Source organism: Lactiplantibacillus mudanjiangensis (assembly GCF_005405385.1).
Taxonomy (GTDB): Bacteria; Bacillota; Bacilli; order Lactobacillales; family Lactobacillaceae; genus Lactiplantibacillus; species Lactiplantibacillus mudanjiangensis.
The window spans coordinates 292,394-311,542 of the sequence record NZ_BJDY01000007.1 but is presented as its reverse complement, the minus strand read 5'-3'; the positions used below and the strand labels follow the sequence as shown (position 1 = coordinate 311,542).

Sequence of the window (19,149 nt, the reverse complement as noted above, 5' to 3'; positions counted from 1 at the left end):
GTAACCAAAATGTTGAAGGGCGGCAAAAAAATGAGAACAGAAAAAGACTGTATTGGTGAACGAGAACTTCCAGATGAGGCGCTGTACGGGATTCATAGCCAACGCGCCGTTGAAAACTTCCCGATTAGTTCTGAACGGTTACATCCACTTTTAGTTGAAAGCTTAGTCGAAATTAAGAAAGCAGCGGCAATGGCTAATCAGCAGGCGGGAACACTGGATCGTGACAAACGTGATGCCATTGTCAAAGCTTGTGATGCTGTTCTAGCCGGTAACTATCGAGATGCCTTCATTGTGCCGGCCATTCAAGGAAGCGCTGGGACATCGGCGAACATGAACGTGAACGAAGTGATTGCGCATTTGGCCCAAAAACTGACACCCGCAGTTTTTGCTCATCCAAATGATGATGTTAACGAATCGCAATCAACTAATGATACTTTTCCAACTGCGGGCAAGATGGCGATGTTAAAATTATTGCCAGATTTATTAGTCGCTGTCGGCCAATTGACACAAACTTTGTTAGAAAAAGCCAATGAATTTGAAGACCTGATCAAAGTTGGCCGCACGCAATTACAAGATGCCGTACCAACGACATTTGGTCATTCTTTCCATGCCTACTATTCCTTGTTCAAACGGGATTTAGAACGGCTACGGACTGCGGGCGAAGACTTGCATAGTGTCAATATGGGCGGCACCGCGATTGGGACTGGCGTGAATTCAACGAGCACGTATCAACACCGAATTGTCCCTGAATTGAATGATTTAACCGGTCTGCATCTAGAAGTCGCAGCTGACTTAATCGATGCAACCCAAAATTGTGACAGTTACGTGGCCTTTTCTGGGGCACTCAAAGGGTTGGCAGTGGATCTATCTAAGGTTTGTCATGATTTACGGTTATTAAGTAGTGGCCCACAAGCCGGATTCAACGAATTACGGTTGCCACGCCAACAAGCTGGGTCGTCGATTATGCCGGGAAAGGTTAATCCAGTGATCCCAGAAGTCGTGAACCAAGTGGCTTTTGAAGTGATCGGTAAGGACGTGACAGTCACAATGGCCGCCGAAGCCGGTCAGCTAGAATTGAATGCCTTTGAACCCATCATGTTCCGTGATATTCTCGCCAATGAAACACATTTAACCAACGCCATTATGACTTTGATTAACAATTGCTTGAAAGGGATTGAAGTCAACGCTGAAAGTGCTGCTGAGCGTGTGGAACAATCCGCAATTACGGCGACGATTTTGGCGCCATACCTGGGTTACATGCAAACAACTGCCTTGGTCAAAGAGGCACTAGCTGATCATCGGTCAGTTAAAGAGTTGTTGCGTGAGAAGCATTTACTTTCGGATCATCAAATCGAGACTTTATTTAGTCCGGCCAGTTTGTTACATGAGCCGGTGACGGTAGCGAATCACTAAGTAAACTCAATCAAGATTGCTAGCTGTTATCAAGATTACATTGATAGTAACTAGCTTTTTTTGTCAATAAAAATGTTATTAAATAAACGATTTATGGTAAAGAATATAGGGCATTGTTTTATCGCCGTTTAAATAAGCCTTAGAGGTATTAACTTTGGTCATTATAGATAATGATGAATGTTACTTCGATTGAAGGGCTAGCTCATAGGAGTAAGGTTGATTCGTTTTTGTATAATGATAATAATAGATTGAAAATTAGGAGTTACCTAAATGCGACTAAAAACTTATGAGGCTAAAGATCTCTTTGATGCCTACCAACTTTTTCGTGAAACGGTTCAAAAAGTAAATAGTCATGACTATTCGCCGGCACAAATAACGGCATGGCTAGGCCCGGACACACCAGCGGTTCAGGCTAAATGGCAGGCAACGCTGTTGGACCATCAAACATATACGGCTTGGCAAGACGATGAACTAGTCGGCTTTGCTGATATGACTAGTACTGGCTATTTGGATCGATTATATGTTAGTGCTGATCATCAAGGTGAGGGGATTGGTCGTGAGCTCGTGACTGCTTTGGAACAAGCTATTCCGGTTAGTCAGTATGAAACAGCAGCGTCCATCACCGCACGACCTTTTTTTATGGCACAAGGTTATCAGGTCATCAAGCAAAATACGGTTGTTCGCGATAGTGTTGCCATGGCTAATTTTTCGATGGTGAAAAAAGCAAATAAGTAATGAAAAAGGCAAAATACAGGTCAAAAGTTAAAGCATAAGATGTTTGGCCTGTATTTTTTCTGTGTCTGGTTGTTGACAAATAAAAATGAAGTGACTAAAATGAACTTGTGCTTAAATAAAGCACAAGTGACCAAACCTCATCAATTAACTAGCGATCTACTTGACGATAGCAAATTAAATTAGATTCTTAGTTGAATGAGTGCACTTAAAGCTGGCAATCACTAAAAAAATTGTATCAGCAGGTCGACATATTGGAGGGATAAAGATGGCAACGTATCACTTAACTTTTGACAACAGCGCTAAAGAAAAAATTGCGCCAAAACTAACTGACAATAAACGGTTATTATTAACCTTCGAAGATGGGGTAGGTGCCTTTTCACAACATGCTATGCTGCACATGCAGACGCAATTCACAGTCAATATCGTGGCGGCCGATGCGGTCACTGACGGCTACAATACCCAGGTAACATCTAATTTAGGGACTGTTTTGGTTAAAGATTATTCGGTTTCTGACTTACAACATGAGATGACGTTGAGATTAAATCAGCATCAAAATACACTACAGCTGACTGGTGAAGGTGGCATGATTGATGACAATGTCGGTTTCATTGACTTCACTGATCCGACTAGTTTGAAAAATAACCCAGCGCGTTAGCTTTGAACCAGTAGTTACCATGATGATGTGCTATGATTAGACACAACGATGAAATGGAATTGGGGTGTTAATGATGGCAAATACGCAATTAAGTGATGCCACGCATATTTTGGCTTACGTGGCACTACATACCAATGATGAGTTAAAAAGTGATCGGATTGCATCGAGTCTAAATACCGATCCAACGATGGTGCGCCGGATGATGAGCAAGTTACGGAAAGCCGGGTTATTGGAATCGACTAAAGGGATTGCCAAGCCAAAATTGGCCTGTTCACCAGTGCAAATCACATTAAGAGATATTTATCTGGCGGTAAGCACTCGACGCGAATTATTGAGCGTTGATCGTGACACCTCACAATCGTGTCCGGTCGGGAGTGTGATTCCCAAAGTCATGACGACGTATTATCAAGAGATTCAAAGTAGTGCGGAAGGTCGGATGGCACGAATCACGTTACAAGATGTCATTAACGATATTAGTTTATTAAAAGAAGCTTGAACTTTAACGCTGGGCGTAAGTTTTGACAGGGTCCAGTGTTTGTTTTAACATTTAGATGTGCTTTAAAACGGCACATCTTGATTAGGAGGACTTACAAATGACAAAAATGACAGCGGGCCGTGCATTGGCCAAAGTTTTAGAAAATTGGGACATTGATCACCTATACGGGATTACGGCGGATTCGATTAATAATACCGTCGATGGGTTATACGAAGAACGTGAACACTTAAACTACATTCAGGTTCGACATGAAGAAGTTGGCGCTTTAGCAGCAGCGGCCGATGCTAAGTTAACCGGTAAGATCGGGGTTAGCTTTGGTTCAGCGGGCCCTGGCGCAGTTCATTTACTGAATGGCTTATATGATGCCAAGATGGATCACGTTCCAGTCCTAGCTTTGGTTGGACAGTCAGCCACTGGGATTATGAATACCAATTTCTTCCAGGAAATGAATCAAGATCCAATGGTTGCTGATGTGGCTCAATTCCATAAACAAGTCACCAACGCCGACCAAATTCCATACGTCGTTGACGAAGCGATTCGGTCAGCTTATGCGACTCGATCGGTGTCAGTGGTTATTTTGCCAGACGATCTATCTGGTCAAGAAATCGAGTTTAATGGCTTTAAGACAACACCATTCGCAACCGTGCCACAAAAGCCAACGTTGGATCCTGTAGCAGTTCAAGCAGTGGCGACACAATTGGCCCAAGCTAAACGCCCAATTATGTGGGTCGGGCAAGGTGGTCGTGGTCAACGCGACGCTGTTGTTCAAGTTGCTGAACAATTCAATTTACCCGTTTTAACGACAGTTCCCGCCACGGGTGTAATGCCAACTGACCATCCATTGTTGATGGGGTCACGTGGTCGTTTAGGAACGAAGCCTGGTTTTGAAGTGTCACAAGCCGCTGACTTAGTCTTGTTTGTCGGCACAAACTACCCGTTTGCCCGCTTCTTACCAGCCGGGGTTAAATTTATTCAAGTTAATAATAATTTAGCTGATTTAGGGAAACAACGCGACGCCGATATGACGGTTCTAGCCGATGCCGGAGACTTTTTACAAGCTTTAGCTGCCACCAAAGTGACGCGACCAGAAACGACTTTCGTGAAAGCTGCTAAGCAGGATAAAGTGAACTGGAATAAGTGGTTGGCCCAACTAGCTGCCGATGATCATGATGGTTTGGCTGCTGAAGGCGTGATTGCCGCGGTTAAGGCCGCCGCTACTGATGATGCGGTCTTCGGGCTAGATGTTGGTAACAATACGGAATGGTCGATTCGTCAATTGCCATTCAATCAAGATCAGCGCTTTGCAATGTCTGCTTGGTATGGCACGATGGGCTTTGGGATGCCCGCTGGTTTGGCTGGTAAGTTGAGCTATCCAGACAAACAAGTTTGGAGTATTTCTGGGGATGGTGGCTTTGCCATGGTGATGCCAGATATCTTAACTGAAGTGAAGTATCAATTGCCAGTCATTAACGTGGTGCTAGAAAACCAAGCATTAGGGTTTATCGGTCATGAAAAGCTAACGGCCGGTCAAGCGCCTTATGGGATTGACTTAGTCGGGGCCGATTGGGCTGGTATGGCGAAAAATATGGGCGCGATTGGTCTAACTGCGACTAACTTATCAGAATTAAAAACAGCGATGGCAAAAATTGCCCAATTACAAGCAGATGGCAATCAACTACCAATTGTTTTAGATGCCAAGATTAAAAATGTTGATCCGATCGATACCAGTTTTGTGCCAGTTGATCCTGATCAATTCGATGACAAAACGATCACAGCCTATCGGGAACAATATGCGGTCGATGAAACGTTACAACCAGCATTAAGTACATTGATGAAGGCCATCGGATAGTTGTGATGATTTTAGTCACAATGATTTAAACGCACGAACTAAAAAGAGCCATTCTAGGGCTCTTTTTTGATAAGCAGAAAAAAATAATAGTTACTGTTTTTGAACAGATAGACCAACTAAAGTAACAGGTCTCGTCAGCCTAATCGAGTCAGGCCGATCATCAATCTAGACCAACTAAAGGATGTCAGGTTAAAATTAAGCTTTGTCATACGAATGACTACGCTTATTGATAGCTTTTTAAGTTGCTTTTTGGTAAGATAGCTCCCGTTTTATAGCCATTAAATTTTTTGGAGGTCGTGTCTTGACAGCAGAATTGCAATATACGCAATATTTAGATTCCATGCAATCTTATATCGCGCATGATCAGCGCGCTAAGGCGTTAGTATTAATCGGCTACGTGGAACGTGACTTTATTCGTTTTTATCGGGCGGGACGGATAACCGATGGGATTCAATTTGCACGAGAAAACTTAGCACGTTCACGGACGTTGCTGAATCAGTTATCCCCAGCCGATAAGGTTGCACAGCTACATGCACTGGTCGATGTTTTGTCATTCGAAGGGATTCAAAATCACGCAATAATTTATGACTTCGTGCGCTTACGACTGCACTATCATCAAGAATTATTGGCGCTACCGGTAACCACGGCAAAGTATGTGCCTTGGATGGAACGGATTATTAAAGATTTTGGTGAGTTAGCGCAAAAAAATGGCTTGGCCTATGCAGATCACTTGGAATCGACCCTCGATGTGATTTATTATGTGAATGCGCATTTATATGATAAATTAACCGTAAAAAATGTGGTGGCCCACGTGAATAAGCGGTGTAATCCGGTTACTGTTCAGCGGGGATTCAATGCGGAAATGCAAATGTCGATTCGCGATTACATCAACATGAAAAAGCTCCGTGAAGCCCAACGACTATTACTAACGAGTGTGTTGCCAATTCGGGGAATTGCAGAAGAACTGAACTTTTACGATGCAGCTGATTTCTCAAGACGCTTTAAACGTGAGATCGGAATGACCCCATTAGAATATCGGCAACAAAATAGTCAGCTTGATTAAGTTGAAGTTAATCAGGTCGATGGTTAACATTGTATTTTTATAATCATCTTATTTTAGTTTAATACAAATTGACGTTTTATCCGGTTTAACTCGGTATACTGATTGGTGACCAATACGTTAACTTTTCATCAAGTGGGGTTGTCAAAACAGGCAGACAGCGATATGCGTACTAGTACGATGCTGATAAATGCTAGTTAAATAATTAATACCGCAGTTACATACTGACTGGGTAGTTATGTGGGGATTAAATAAAAACTATTGAAAATGGGAGATGGTACAACGATATTGTGATGAACCGATGACTAGGGACACTTAGTAGCTGTGGATGCTTGGTTTTGTTAACTATCCAATGGTGCCAAAAATAAGGTTTCCGTGGCTACAAAACGAGTGCATAATCAGTTATCGGAGAAGCGCCAAAGTTTAGGTTTAACATACCCCGTACCAGCTGATCCTGTCAACAACGTCATGCCGACCCAACGTTTAACATTACAATCAAGGCACTATTGAGATGGTCGAACAACGTTGTAGGGTTTAGTGGGATATATGTGGTACAAGATGAGTTGGCAGACTAAATAAAAGAGTCAAGCACAGCAACAAAATTGTTGATGTGCTTGACTCTCTTTGATTAATGAGCTAAAGATTGAAAGATAAATCTGACGATAGAAGCCTATTGACTTAAGATAGACTAAAATAGTCACCTACGTCAGTCAGTGATTCTGCCGGCTGTGGGGACCGGCTCCAGCCAAAATACGGGCTTCCACCTCGCTTTTAAGCCTAGCCCAAACCGCTAGTCTCAAAAGTCGTCCATATCGTAAGCCCGGGAAAACCAGCCGGACTTACGATATTTTCACGGCCGGCGCCATCACTGGCTGAACCGGTCCGCCCACAGCGTTCCGGCTCAATGTGGGCGAACGGCAGGTGGCAAGTCAATCCATTTTTGAACAGCGACTATTAATTAATTTAAAGTGTTCAAAACTTCTTTAACTGCGTCAACTAATGACGTAACGGGACGACCGAGAACGTCAGCTAAATCAGTGGTTGGCACGTTTAATTCATTGTGGCGCATCATCACTTGCATGGCGAGTAAGACTTCAACGAATTGAGCATCTAGGCCAGCGGATAACATGGTTTGTCGATAATCGTCATCAGAGACGGCCTTAAACTGAAAATCAGTATCGAGAACTTGGTGTAGGGCTGTTTGTAAGTCTGCATAAGATGATGGTTGACCACCGAATTCATAAATCGCTTTAGTTGTGGAACTGGCTAGAACTTTAGCGGCTGCTTCACCGTATTCACGTTCAAGGGCAAAGCTCATCTGACCGTCACCGGCCGCATAAACGGCGTCTTCGCCAGCCAACGCAGCTTTTAGATAGCTACTTTCATTTTCTAAATACCATGCATTACGCAAAAATGAATAAGCGATACCGCTAGCTTTAATCATTTTTTCAGTCGCGATATGATCGGCTGACAAGGGTGATTGAGCGGTTTCAGCTTTAGCAAAACTAGTGTAAGCAATGTAATGAACGTTAGCGGCTTGAGCAGCCTGAACCACGTTTTGATGTTGCACTTGGCGTGGAGTAGCCGTGCCTGGAATCGATGAGATAAATAATAAGCGGTCAACGTGAGCGAGTGCATTAGTTAATGCCGTGACATCTGTATAATCGGCCTGGCGAATTTCAATGTCTGCTGGTAAAACTTGCTTGGCTTTATCTGGATTTCGGACGATGGCCACGACATCGGTTGCGGGCACTAATTTTAGTAGGTGCTGGATAACGAGTTGACCAAGATGGCCAGTTGCGGCGGAAATAGCATATTTCATTTTAATGAACTCCTTTATTTGGCGGTTAGTTGAGCAATGGCATCATTTAATTTTACGGGATTCATGTATTCACGATATTCTTCAATCAAACCCGCGTCGTTAGTCCGAACGTAGAAGACGTAATTTTGATCATAAGGGGAACCGTTAACGAGGGTGGCATCAGCGTGGGCAAAACCAATTGCGAAGTGTTCATCGTTGGTTTCGACAATCTCGATATCACTGTAATCCATGTTTTTAAACATTTGTGGTAAGCTGCCGAATGTAGCGGCCACTGCAGGTTTTCCTTCAATTTTATCGGGGGTGCCAGCTGGTGCGAACGGGACGAATTGAGTGACGTTTTCAGCGAACATATTTTGAACGGCTTCGATATTCATGGCACTGATTTCAGTTAAGAATGTTTTGAGTGTTTGAGTTGCTTTAGTCATAGTTGTTTTATCTCCTTTAATTTACGCTTCTTGACGACGGACTTGGATACCATCAATGATCGATTGAACGGTGATGGCTTGCATTTCAGCTTCCGCGGCATTTTGGACATGCGCGTAGGCTTCATTTAATGTTTGTTGAATATTAGCGCCAACTGGGCAATCCATATTGGTTCGTGGATCGACATGTAAGATGTCATGATTGGTTTCCACAGCTTTAAAAACGTCCAATAAGGTGATTTCGGTTGCCGGTTTTGCCAAATGTGGTTTAGCGGCGCCAACGGTACTTGCGAGTAAGCCAGCCTCTTTCAGATTAGCCATTAAGCGGCGAACGACGCTAGCGTTAGATTCAATGCTTTCAGCGATGGTTGCACTACTGAGATTGCCAGCTGGAACGATGCTGACATAAGCTAAAATATGAATCGCATCGCTTAATTTGTAAGAATATTTCATAACGAACCTCCAATAATTTAGTAATGAGCTTGAATAGGAAACATAGCGTTACCGCTAGCGGTTTGACTTGCCGGAACTTCTTCTTGCAAAACATCCCAGCGTTCGTTGATTTTGCCATCATCGTCAAATCTAAAGAAGTCGACGGCAATCATCGTTTTTCCGAAGAAGTTTGTGTAACGACCGTGAACGGCCACAATATCGCCTTATTCCATGACAATGCTAGGTTCCCAATGCATGTCGTTATCGGTCAAAACGTCACGTAAAGCTTGAATGCCGTTTTTTACGGATGGATTATGTTGGGTCCAATCGTTGCCGAAGAAGGTTTCAACTTTAGCCATGTCTTTTTCAGTGAAGACAGCTTGCATGTAATCAAGTGCGCGTTGTTTGTTTTTTGTCATAAATAGTTACCTCGAATTCCTGTTGCTTTATTAAGCACAAGTAATACTATAACGACCTGTTACTTTATTGTCAACAGATAAATTCATCTTTTTTAACATCAGATGCTAAAAAGGCATTTCCAAGTCAATATTGCTTGGAAATACCTTTTTAATTTTGTGTTACTGCGTGTAACTTAATCAGTTGAGTCGTGAAATCTTGTGCACTAGGTGTTAACGGTAGTCCAAACTGATTGAGCTCGGCCCCTAGATAAGTCGTCCCATCGGCTAAGGCGTAAGTACGCTCATCCGGTAGATAACATAGTGGTAGTTGTTTAGTCGTTTTTACGGCCGAGCTTAATCCTGGCGAGTAGAATAGGATCGCCTGTTGTGCATCAGCGCTAATGATTAGCCAAGCAACCGCTGTGCCTGACGGTAATAATCGATAAAAACGGGCCGTCCTTAACGCCGGGTACCAAGTTTTGTAAGCGGCTATTTGTTGCCGTAATTGATCCTGTTCCTTATTAGAGAGTGTCTTAAGTTCTAATTCGAATCCTAACTGACCACACCAATTTAAGTTGAGCCGGGTGATCAACGTTGTTTGACGGCCGTTTTGAGCATTGGGTGAGGCTGAAACGTGATTACTGAAAACGGTTGGTGGAAATAAATAACTGAAGCCATTTTCAATCGTTGCGCGATCGATCGGATCGGTAAGATCACTCAACCAAGTCTGCGGGGTGAACGTTAACAGGCCAAAGTCTAAACGACCACCACCGGCCGAACAGTTTTCAATCACGAGTTCAGGACAGGCTGCCCGCAACCGGCGCAATAAGTCATAAAGCCCTAAAACATAGCGATAGGATAATTCGCCTTGTTGAGCACTCGGAAGCGCGGTATTGCCAACTTGTGCCAAGTGACGGTTAAAATCCCATTTTAAATAATCCAGCTGATTGGTTTTAACGAGTTGAATCAGGGTCGTCAATAAATGTTGTCGGACTACTGATTGCGATAAATCAAGCACCAACTGATGGCGGGCCGTGATGGGGTCACGATCGATGTATCGTAGGACCCAATCTGGGTGTTGCTGATACAAGTGACTGTTCATCGTGACCATTTCGGGTTCGACCCACAAGCCGAATTTCAGTCCCAATTGATGAGCCGCAGTACTCAAGGGGGCTAATCCAGCGGGAAATTTAGTGCGGTCAACTTCCCAGTCGCCTAATTGTCCATGTTCGCCATGTCGATTTGTAAACCAACCATCGTCAATCACAACGGTTGCCAGTTTGAAGCTAGCTGCTTGTTCAATGAATGAGGTTACTTTAGCCGCGGAAACATCGAACATCATGGTTTCCCACGTATTTAAAACCAACGGGGCCGCGGGCACATCTGGCAACAATTGCTGCGCAAAGGCGTGCCAGTTTTGCGATAGGCCATTCAGCCCTTGATCGGACCAAGTGAGTACTGCTTCTGGGGTTTGAAACGATTGTTGCGGCTTTAGCTGCCAGCTAAATGTGGTTGGTTCTAAGCCTAAAGTAAAGCGTGTTCGCCCATATTGATCAACTTCAACACTACTTTCGAAATTGCCACTCCAAACTAAGGCACTCGCCAGAACTTCCCCACTGAACTCAGTGGTAGACTTGGCGGTCAACGCGGTAAACGGCTGCTGCTGTGGACCGCTCGTCCCCCGTAGACTACGATACAATTGAATACCTGGATGCAATTCAGCCGTTACGAGATTGGCTTCGTGGGCATGGGTGCCAGCCAATGTTAAAACGCGATAGTCGGCCGTGGGCAAGGCCAATTGTAAACTGGCGGCGTGGTCAATGCTCAGTGTTTCCAGACCGTTATTATGAAAGGTAGTACTTCGTAATAACAGGGCCCGTTGCTCAAAAATGGTGTAGTTCAAATCAACGTTTAAGGCCGTTACTGGATCGCTTAGATGTAATTGCAAGGTCGTTACCGGTTCCGTAGCGGCGACCGTTGTTGGCAACTCAGCAGGATTCAAAGGCTGATGCGTGACAGTCAAATCTTGATAGGTCAGTAATGGTAACCATTGTTGATGCGTATCTTTAATCAAGTATCCGGGTTGGCGATAATCACCGCTACCGATAGTTGCGTATTCGAATGGCAACGAGGTCACCGAATACGGAAAATCAGGAGTTGCATCGGCCGCAAAAGCATGTGGTCGTTGTGGCGTTAGGGCTAGATGATCGCAAGTGGTTAAACGACGACCGAAGTAGCGATGGATCGGGTAACGATGTGCCAAAAGCTGAATCACGTAACTGATCTGATCATTGTATAAATGAATGAGACCAGTCGTTTGATCAATGGTAACTGGCATAACCTGATAACCTCCTGTTAACTCAATGCTGCGGCCACGCCACCATTTGCAGGTTGCGTTAGTGCTAAGACTTTGTCGCCAGCCGTGACCTGAGTCGCTTGCAGTCGTTCGACATTGGCGTAAGCAGTAGTATTGGTGACAATCAACATGACGGTTGGATCATAATTGGCGGCTTTCAAAGCGGCCACATCCATGGTTCCTAACACGTCACCTTGATGAACCGTGGCGCCTTTTTCAACTTGACTTGTAAAGTGGTCACCGTTCAAGTTAACGGTATCTAAGCCTAAGTGAATCAGAATTTCGGCACCGTCGTTGGTTTTGATCCCATAAGCATGGCGACTATCGTAAGTAACGGTCACGACACCATCAGCGGGGGCTAAGACTTGGTCACTAGTTGGGATAATTGCGACACCGTGGCCCATGATTTCGGCTGAAAAGACTTGGTCATTGACGTCGCGTAAGCTTTCACTAGTCCCGCTAATTGGGGCAGTTAAGATTTCATCGTTAACCGCTGCTGGCGCGACAGGTTGAACAGGGGCTTCAACAGGATCAGCATCATCACCTAAGACGCGTTTAGCATAAATAAAGGTGGAGACAAAACCGAGTACAAAGGCAATCAAGGCACATAACATGAAGGCCGGAATTGATTTAGAGGCAATTGAAATGAAGCCAATGACTGAGGCTGGCCCCATTGCTACCGATAAGACATGGAAGAGGCCTAAAAAGACACAGGCAATCCCCGATGCAATGGCTGCACAAACAAATGGAAACTTCATTTTTAAGTTAACCCCGAAAATGGCGGGCTCAGTAATCCCTAATAACGCTGAGATCCCAGCCGATGAGGTTAAAGCTTTTTGTTTTTGACTCTTAGTGGCAAAGAAGATCGCTAAAGTCGCGGCCCCTTGGGCAATATTGGCCATAGAAGCTACTGGGAAAATGAATGAACCCCCAGTTTTGGCAACGTTGGCAAGTAATTGGGTTTCAATGGCTGGGAATGTTTGATGAAGTCCGGTGATCACAATTGCAGAATAAAGTAAGCCAAAGATGCCCATACCAACCCAACCAGTGGTGTTATAAAGGCCAACTAAGCCGTTGGTTAACCAGTCACTGACGGTTCGTAAGACGGGGCCGACAATCGTAAAGGTTAAGAAGCCAGTAATAATGATTGAGAGCATTGGGGTAAAGGTAAAGTCAAAGGCACTCTTGATATGTTTATGGAAGAATTTCTCTAAAGTGGCTAAGATAAAAGCCACCGCTAAAACGGGTAGTACTTGACCTTGATAACCAGCTTGCGCGATGTTAAGTCCGAAAACGTGCCAGTAAGTCATTTTGCCAGCTGCGGTGACGGCTGCAACATTATTACCGTTAACGAGTGAGGGTAAGACCATGATCATGCCCATCGTGGCGCCTAAGTAACCATTGCCGCCAAACCGTTTCGTGGCTGAAAAGCCTAATAGAATTGGTAAGAACGTGAAGGGTGCGGCCGCCATGACGTTGATCATATCGGCAACATCTTTTAGCCCGGGATAGACTTCAACAACGGATTTTGCCATGAATAAGTGTTCAGCCGTTAAAACGTTGTTTAAAGCCATTAAGAGCCCACCAGCGACTAAAGCTGGTACGATTGGAATAAAGATATCTGATAAGACTTTTAAGAAGTCCATTAAGGGATTTTTCTTTTTACCAGCTTGAGCCGCCGCTTTAATATCATCGGGAGTGGCTTCTTTGAGGCCGGTTTTGGCAATCAAGGCAGCATACACTTTGTCGACATCGCCTGGGCCAATAATGATTTGGTACTGACCGTTGGTTTCAAAGGTTCCTTTAACGTCTGGATCATTATCCAAAGCGGTTTGATCGATCTTGCTTTCGTCTTTGATGACTAAACGTAGTCGTGTCGCACAATGCGCGGCGGCTTGTAGGTTATCCGCACCGATGGCGGCCAAGACGCGATTGGCAACTTCTGCATGGTTCATCAGAATCACTCCTTAAAAATAATTGGGTATTGTTTTTTTTTGCAAGCGCTTTACAATGTCCAATCATAACAAGTTATCGAATTATGTCAAGCGTTTACCATAATTTAATTTTGACTTCGAATTACTTAGTTGCGTCAGACTAGTATCGGTTGAATAAAATATTAAAATAAAAATGACGAACGTTTGACATAACACTGAAAGCGGTTTTATAATAGTGTTTAAATTAGCACGTGGTGGTGAGATAACGGTATGCTATATTGATAGTGACTAGTTAATCGATGGACTAGCTAGTAGACAGCAGTCCTAGGAGCCAAAAGTACCTGGGACAATTGTTAATAAGTCATGATCGGGGTAAAAAAATGAAACCAAAATTGAATGATGTGGCCAAATTAGCCGGTGTTTCTGCCACCACGGTATCGCGAGTGATTAATAATCACGGTTATTTAAGTCAAAAAACCAAAGATAAAGTTTTTGAAGCGATGCGTGAGTTGCATTATCAACCTAATAATATGGCACGTTCCTTGCAAGGCAAGAAAACGCGGTTAATCGGGGTGATCTTTTCAGATATTAGCCATCCCTTTTTTGGAGAACTTGTTTCTCGGATTGAAAAGCTATTATTTGCGCAAAACTATAAAGTGATTTTGTGCAATAGTGCCGATGATCCGCAAAAAGAACGAGAATATTTACAGATGCTCATGGCTAATCAAGTCGATGGGATTATTGCTGGCGCACATAACTTAGGGATTGAGGAGTATCAACAATACGGCTTGCCGATTATCTCGTTTGACCGGTACTTATCAGATAATGTGCCGATTGTTAGTTCCGATAATCAGCAAGGTGGTCGATTGGCGACACAAGCATTACATCAAGCCGGCGCTCAGAAAATCGCGATTTTTACCGGTAAGAATCACGCAGGTTCACCAACTAATGGCCGGCGTGAAGGGTACGAAGCGTATTTAAAAACGGCCCAACTGACACCGCATTTTCATGAAATTCCATTTGAATGGTCACCGGCCTTAAAGATGATGACGATTAAGAAGATATTGGTGGCAAATGACTATGATGGCGTCTTTTGTAGTGATGATTTGACGGCATTATTGACGATTAACGTGGCCAAACAATTGCAATTGTCAGTGCCGGATGACCTTAAAGTTGTGGGTTACGACGGAACGGCGTTGATTCGTAACTATCACCCAGACTTAACGACGATTGAACAACCATTAGCGGATATCAGTGAATTGCTAGTTTCATTACTATTACAACGAATTGCCGATGCCGAATGCGACTTAGAACCGATGTATCAACTACCGGTTAAATTAGTCAAAGGGATTACGGCGTAACGCATAAAGGAGTTATGGCGAGATGGATACTGAACAGATTAAGTGGTGGCAACGGGCGGTTGTTTATCAAATTTACCCTCGGAGTTTTCAGGATACAAATGATGATGGCATTGGTGATATTCAAGGGATTATTGCCCACTTAGATTATTTAAAACAGCTAGGTGTGGATGTCTTATGGCTGAATCCGATCTATCAATCACCGAACGATGATAATGGCTATGACATTAGTGATTATCAAAAAATCGCTAGTGATTTTGGCTCGATGGCGGATTTTGACGCCTTATTAGCAGCGGCTCATCAGCGTGGACTGAAGCTCATCATGGATCTGGTCGTTAATCATACGTCCGATGAACACCCTTGGTTTAAGGCTAGTCGCCAAGATAAGCTTAACCCATACCGTAACTTCTACTTTTGGCGGGCTGGCAATGGGGATAGTGCACCTAATAATTGGGATGCAGCCTTTGGTGGTTCCGCTTGGCAGTACGATGAGCAGACTAATGAATACTACTTGCATACGTTTTCGACGAAGCAACCTGATCTAAATTGGGAGAATCCGGAAATGCGGCAGGCAATCTATCGCATGATGACTTGGTGGTTGAATAAAGGCGTTGATGGCTTTAGGATGGACGTCATCAACCAAATTTCCAAACGGCCTGGTTTACCGGATGGCCCCTTGAAACCACATAGTCAATTCGGTGATTCACAAGTGACTAATGGGCCGCGGGTACATGAGTTTTTAAAGGAAATGCATCAGCAAGTTTTAGCACAGTTTGAGGTGATGACGGTCGGTGAAACGCATGGCGTCACACCAGCCGATGTGTTGAAGTATGCTGGTAAAGATCGGCAAGAACTAGATATGGTTTTTGAATTTCAGCATTTAAGATTGGATAATAGCCAGCATGGATTTGGTAAGTGGAGCACCCGCAAAGCGCCACTAGTGGCGTTAAAGCGAGTCATTAATGAGTGGCAAGTCGGGTTGCATGATCAGGCTTGGAATAGTTTGTTTTGGAATAATCATGATACCCCGCGCGCCGTATCGCGATTTGGCGATGATCGGCCTGCTTACCGCGTTTGCTCCGCAAAAATGTTGGCAACGTGTTTACATCTTTTACAGGGGACGCCCTATATTTATCAAGGGGAAGAACTGGGTATGACCGACGCGCACTTTACAGAGCTGGCGAGTTACCGGGATATCGAGACCTTAAATGCGTATCAAGATTTGGTCAATGACCGGCAGTTATTAACGAAGGCCGATATGATGGCCCGACTGGCGGCGAGTTCGCGGGATAATTCCCGGACACCGATGCAGTGGAATCAGCAGCTTAACGCTGGTTTTAGTTCGGTGACACCGTGGATTGCCGTCAACCCTAACTATCATGAGATTAATGTTGCTGCCGCTTTAGCTGATCCTGACTCAGTCTGGTACCATTATCAGCGGCTAATTGCCTTACGTCATCAAGAGCCAATCGTCACGTTAGGTGATTTTGAGTTATTGTTACCAACAGATACTGCCGTTTTTATGTATCGTCGGTGTTGGCAAGATCAGACGTGGTTGGTTGTATGCAACTTTACAGCTCAACGAGTACAACGGCCAATCATGGCTGAACTTAAGGATTCGTCTGAATTATTGCTAAGTAATTATGCGGATGACTTGGCTGATAAACTACGGCCATACGAAGCAAAGGTGTATCGCTGCTGAGCAGTTATTTATGATCGTGAGTGCAACTTTAATTGTATGAAATAGGCACCTCCGCTAACCAGCGATTCTGCCTGCTGTGGGGACCGGTTCCAGCCACAGTGCGGGCTTCCACCTCGCTTTTGAGCCTGGCCCAAATCACCAGTCTCAAAAGACGTCCACATCGTAAGCCCGGGAAAACCATCCGGACTAACGATGTTTTCACAGCTGGCGTCATCGCTGGTTAGCTCCGGTTATCATGCGGATGCTAATTTAGTTAGGATCGTAGCCGAGAGTGAGCCCACAGCGTTCCGGCTCAATGTGGCGAACAGTAAGGCGGCAAGTAAGTCTAGTTTTGGTCTTATCGACGATAATTGTTTAAAAGCAACTTTTAACTTTGATTAAAATGTAATTAATTTTGCCATTGACTTATCATAAAAACAGCGTGATACTATAAACAACTAAGTAAACAGTTGAATATAAACGCGTAAGATGAGTAGATATGAAACGATTGTCGCAGAGAGCTGCCAGTTGGTGTGAGGTAGTCAATGGTTGATATTGAAGATGGTCTTACAATGCAAAATTCAATGCCGAGCGGATTCGTTAAGCATTGACGGGCACTCCCGTTAGCGAGTTTAGAGTTTTGTTAATATTATTAGCGAGACTTGAAGTGCGGTGGCCTGTGAGGGTCATGCGAAATAAGGTGGTAACACGGAAAAGCGTCCATTCGTCCTTAATCTGATAATCAGATTAAAGATGAATGGGCGCTTTTTTAATGAGAGGAAGAGTGTGATGAGTGAACACATTATTGAGTTAGCAGATATTTCGGTGACCTTTAACGATGGGCAACAAAAGGTTAATGCGGTGCAAGACGTTAATCTACAAATCGATACCGGTGATATTTATGGCATTATTGGTTATTCTGGCGCCGGGAAAAGTACGTTAGTCCGGGTCATTAATTTATTGCAATTGCCAACGACCGGACGGGTCACGGTTAATGGACAGCAATTACAGACGCTGGCACCGGCAGCATTGCGCCAAGCACGCAAACAGGTTGGCATGATTTTTCAACATTTTAACCTGATGCAATCGCGGACCGTTTTGGGGAATGTGATTTATCCGCTATTAGGCCAAAAGATTAGCAAACGTGATCGACAAGCAAAGGCCTTAGCACTACTAAAATTGGTGGGCTTAGCGGATTATGCCGACACGTATCCTAATAAATTATCCGGTGGTCAAAAGCAGCGCGTGGCGATTGCTCGGGCACTCGTGACTGATCCACAAGTGCTTATTTCGGATGAAGCCACTAGCGCCCTTGACCCAAAAACGACCGCGGCTATCTTGGCACTATTACAACGATTAAACCGGGAGCTAGGCGTGACCATCGTCCTAATCACTCATGAGATGCAAGTGATTAAAAGTATTTGTCACCATGTTGCCGTTATGGAGAATGGTCGCATTGTCGAACGTGGTCCCGTCGCACAAGTCTTTACCGCACCAAAAGCGCCAATCACGCTCGATTTTGTCGAAACTTCAACCAACGTCCGAGCGGCAATTCAGCGGATTACGCGAACGATCAAGCTTAGTGAATTAGCCGCTAATCAAGAATTGATCGCGTTTAAGTTCATTGGTCAAGCCACGAAAAAGGGCGTGATTTCACAACTCTCACAGGAATTTAAAGTAGACGTCAATATCTTATTTGCCAATATTGATCAGATCGATGGGCAAAATGTGGGGGATATGATCGCCATCATCACGGGTGATATCACTGGATTTAATGCAGCGGTGGCTCGGATGGCGGATCAAGGGGTACATACCCGGCTAATTGATGAACAAGTAGTGAAGGGACTGAGTGACTAATGGCAGCGTTAATTCCAAATGTCTTACAAATGAAAAGTGAATTTATTCAAGCAACCTTAGAAACGCTTTATATGACGGCTTTTTCGGCAATTATTGCGGGTGTTTTAGGTTTAGGGTTGGGCGTGTTGCTAGTGGTGACCCATCCGCATGGTATTTTAGCGGACCAACCGTCTTATCAGATTTTAGATAAATTAACGAATCTATTACGATCAGTCCCGTTCATTATTTTGTTAGCCGTTATTTCGCCACTAACCAGTTATTTGGTGGGCACCACCGTGGGGACAACGGCGTCATTAGTCCCATTAGTCTTTGGCATTTTTCCGTTTTATGCGCGTCAAGTTCAAAATGCCTTGTTGGATGTTGATCAGGGGATTGTGGAAGCGGCACAATCAATGGGCTCTAGTCCGTTAGCGATTATCTTTCGGGTGTATTTAAAAGAAGGACTACCGGATTTGATCCGCGTCTCAATTGTGACGGTGATTAGCCTAATTGGGTTGACCACCATGGCTGGGGCGATTGGTGCCGGTGGCCTTGGTGATATTGCAATTAGTATCGGCTATGCGCGTTTCGAAAATGACGTCACCTTAGTCGCGATGGTCATTATTTTAGTACTGGTGTTTGTGGTGCAGATCTTTGGTGACTGGCTGGTTAAGCGGGTGTCACATGATTAAACGGGGAGGA

17 protein-coding genes are annotated in these 19,149 nt (G+C 44.3%); 10 read left to right on the top strand and 7 right to left on the bottom strand.

Annotation, left to right across the window (positions count from 1 at the left end; genetic code table 11):
* The first annotated feature begins 30 nt into the window (after positions 1-30).
* The 6 genes from FFM84_RS14750 to FFM84_RS14725 all read left to right on the top strand — a co-directional run bounded on the left by FFM84_RS14750 (position 31) and on the right by FFM84_RS14725 (position 6,211).
* Positions 31-1,413: an aspartate ammonia-lyase gene (locus tag FFM84_RS14750; RefSeq protein ID WP_130846205.1), complete on the top strand. Its 1,383-nt coding sequence runs from the start codon at positions 31-33 to the stop codon at positions 1,411-1,413.
* A gap of 270 nt (positions 1,414-1,683) precedes the next feature.
* A complete protein-coding gene (locus FFM84_RS14745) occupies positions 1,684-2,148 on the top strand; it encodes a GNAT family N-acetyltransferase (protein ID WP_130846204.1) in 465 nt (154 codons plus the stop codon).
* A 265-nt stretch (positions 2,149-2,413) separates the two neighbouring features.
* Positions 2,414-2,803, top strand: a complete 390-nt coding sequence (locus FFM84_RS14740) for an iron-sulfur cluster biosynthesis family protein (RefSeq protein WP_130846203.1) — start codon at positions 2,414-2,416, stop codon at positions 2,801-2,803.
* A gap of 73 nt (positions 2,804-2,876) precedes the next feature.
* A complete protein-coding gene (locus tag FFM84_RS14735; protein ID WP_130846202.1) occupies positions 2,877-3,299 on the top strand; it encodes an Rrf2 family transcriptional regulator in 423 nt (140 codons plus the stop codon).
* Between the two features lie 97 nt (positions 3,300-3,396).
* Positions 3,397-5,148, top strand: a complete 1,752-nt coding sequence (locus tag FFM84_RS14730) for a thiamine pyrophosphate-dependent enzyme (RefSeq protein ID WP_130846201.1) — start codon at positions 3,397-3,399, stop codon at positions 5,146-5,148.
* A 301-nt stretch (positions 5,149-5,449) separates the two neighbouring features.
* On the top strand, positions 5,450-6,211 hold the full coding sequence (locus tag FFM84_RS14725; RefSeq protein ID WP_130846200.1) for a helix-turn-helix domain-containing protein: 762 nt from the start codon (positions 5,450-5,452) through the stop codon (positions 6,209-6,211).
* 955 nt (positions 6,212-7,166) lie between these two features.
* Here FFM84_RS14725 and FFM84_RS14720 read toward each other — a convergent pair.
* The 7 genes from FFM84_RS14720 to FFM84_RS14695 form a co-directional block, all read right to left on the bottom strand.
* Positions 7,167-8,030, bottom strand: a complete 864-nt coding sequence (locus tag FFM84_RS14720; protein ID WP_130846199.1) for an SDR family oxidoreductase — start codon at positions 8,028-8,030, stop codon at positions 7,167-7,169.
* Between the two features lie 14 nt (positions 8,031-8,044).
* The gene (locus FFM84_RS14715) at positions 8,045-8,455 is read right to left on the bottom strand and encodes a nuclear transport factor 2 family protein (RefSeq protein WP_130846198.1); all 411 of its coding nucleotides are present in this window, start codon (positions 8,453-8,455) and stop codon (positions 8,045-8,047) included.
* Positions 8,456-8,476: 21 nt separating this feature from the next.
* Positions 8,477-8,905: an Rrf2 family transcriptional regulator gene (locus FFM84_RS14710; protein ID WP_130846197.1), complete on the bottom strand. Its 429-nt coding sequence runs from the start codon at positions 8,903-8,905 to the stop codon at positions 8,477-8,479.
* A gap of 17 nt (positions 8,906-8,922) precedes the next feature.
* The gene (locus FFM84_RS16355; RefSeq protein ID WP_225424707.1) at positions 8,923-9,099 is read right to left on the bottom strand and encodes a hypothetical protein; all 177 of its coding nucleotides are present in this window, start codon (positions 9,097-9,099) and stop codon (positions 8,923-8,925) included.
* Positions 9,100-9,108: 9 nt separating this feature from the next.
* Complete coding sequence (locus FFM84_RS16350) at positions 9,109-9,303, bottom strand: hypothetical protein (protein WP_225425336.1); 195 nt, start codon at positions 9,301-9,303, stop codon at positions 9,109-9,111.
* 148 nt (positions 9,304-9,451) lie between these two features.
* Entirely contained in the window at positions 9,452-11,620 is a 2,169-nt protein-coding gene (locus FFM84_RS14700; RefSeq protein WP_130846196.1) for an alpha-galactosidase, read from the bottom strand.
* Positions 11,621-11,637: 17 nt separating this feature from the next.
* Positions 11,638-13,593, bottom strand: coding sequence for a sucrose-specific PTS transporter subunit IIBC (locus FFM84_RS14695; protein WP_130846195.1), 1,956 nt, complete (start codon positions 13,591-13,593; stop codon positions 11,638-11,640).
* Between the two features lie 359 nt (positions 13,594-13,952).
* Here FFM84_RS14695 and FFM84_RS14690 point away from each other — a divergent pair, with 359 nt between their 5' ends.
* From FFM84_RS14690 to FFM84_RS14675, 4 genes are all read left to right on the top strand, one after another.
* Positions 13,953-14,933 (top strand): LacI family DNA-binding transcriptional regulator, encoded by a 981-nt coding sequence (locus FFM84_RS14690; protein WP_130846194.1) that lies wholly within the window; start codon positions 13,953-13,955, stop codon positions 14,931-14,933.
* Between the two features lie 22 nt (positions 14,934-14,955).
* Positions 14,956-16,632, top strand: coding sequence for a glycoside hydrolase family 13 protein (locus FFM84_RS14685; RefSeq protein WP_130846193.1), 1,677 nt, complete (start codon positions 14,956-14,958; stop codon positions 16,630-16,632).
* 768 nt (positions 16,633-17,400) lie between these two features.
* On the top strand, positions 17,401-18,468 hold the full coding sequence (locus FFM84_RS14680) for a methionine ABC transporter ATP-binding protein (protein ID WP_130846192.1): 1,068 nt from the start codon (positions 17,401-17,403) through the stop codon (positions 18,466-18,468).
* Positions 18,468-19,139, top strand: a complete 672-nt coding sequence (locus FFM84_RS14675; RefSeq protein ID WP_130846191.1) for a methionine ABC transporter permease — start codon at positions 18,468-18,470, stop codon at positions 19,137-19,139. The genes FFM84_RS14680 and FFM84_RS14675 overlap by 1 nt, the downstream gene beginning before the upstream one ends.
* Positions 19,140-19,149 lie beyond the last annotated feature (10 nt).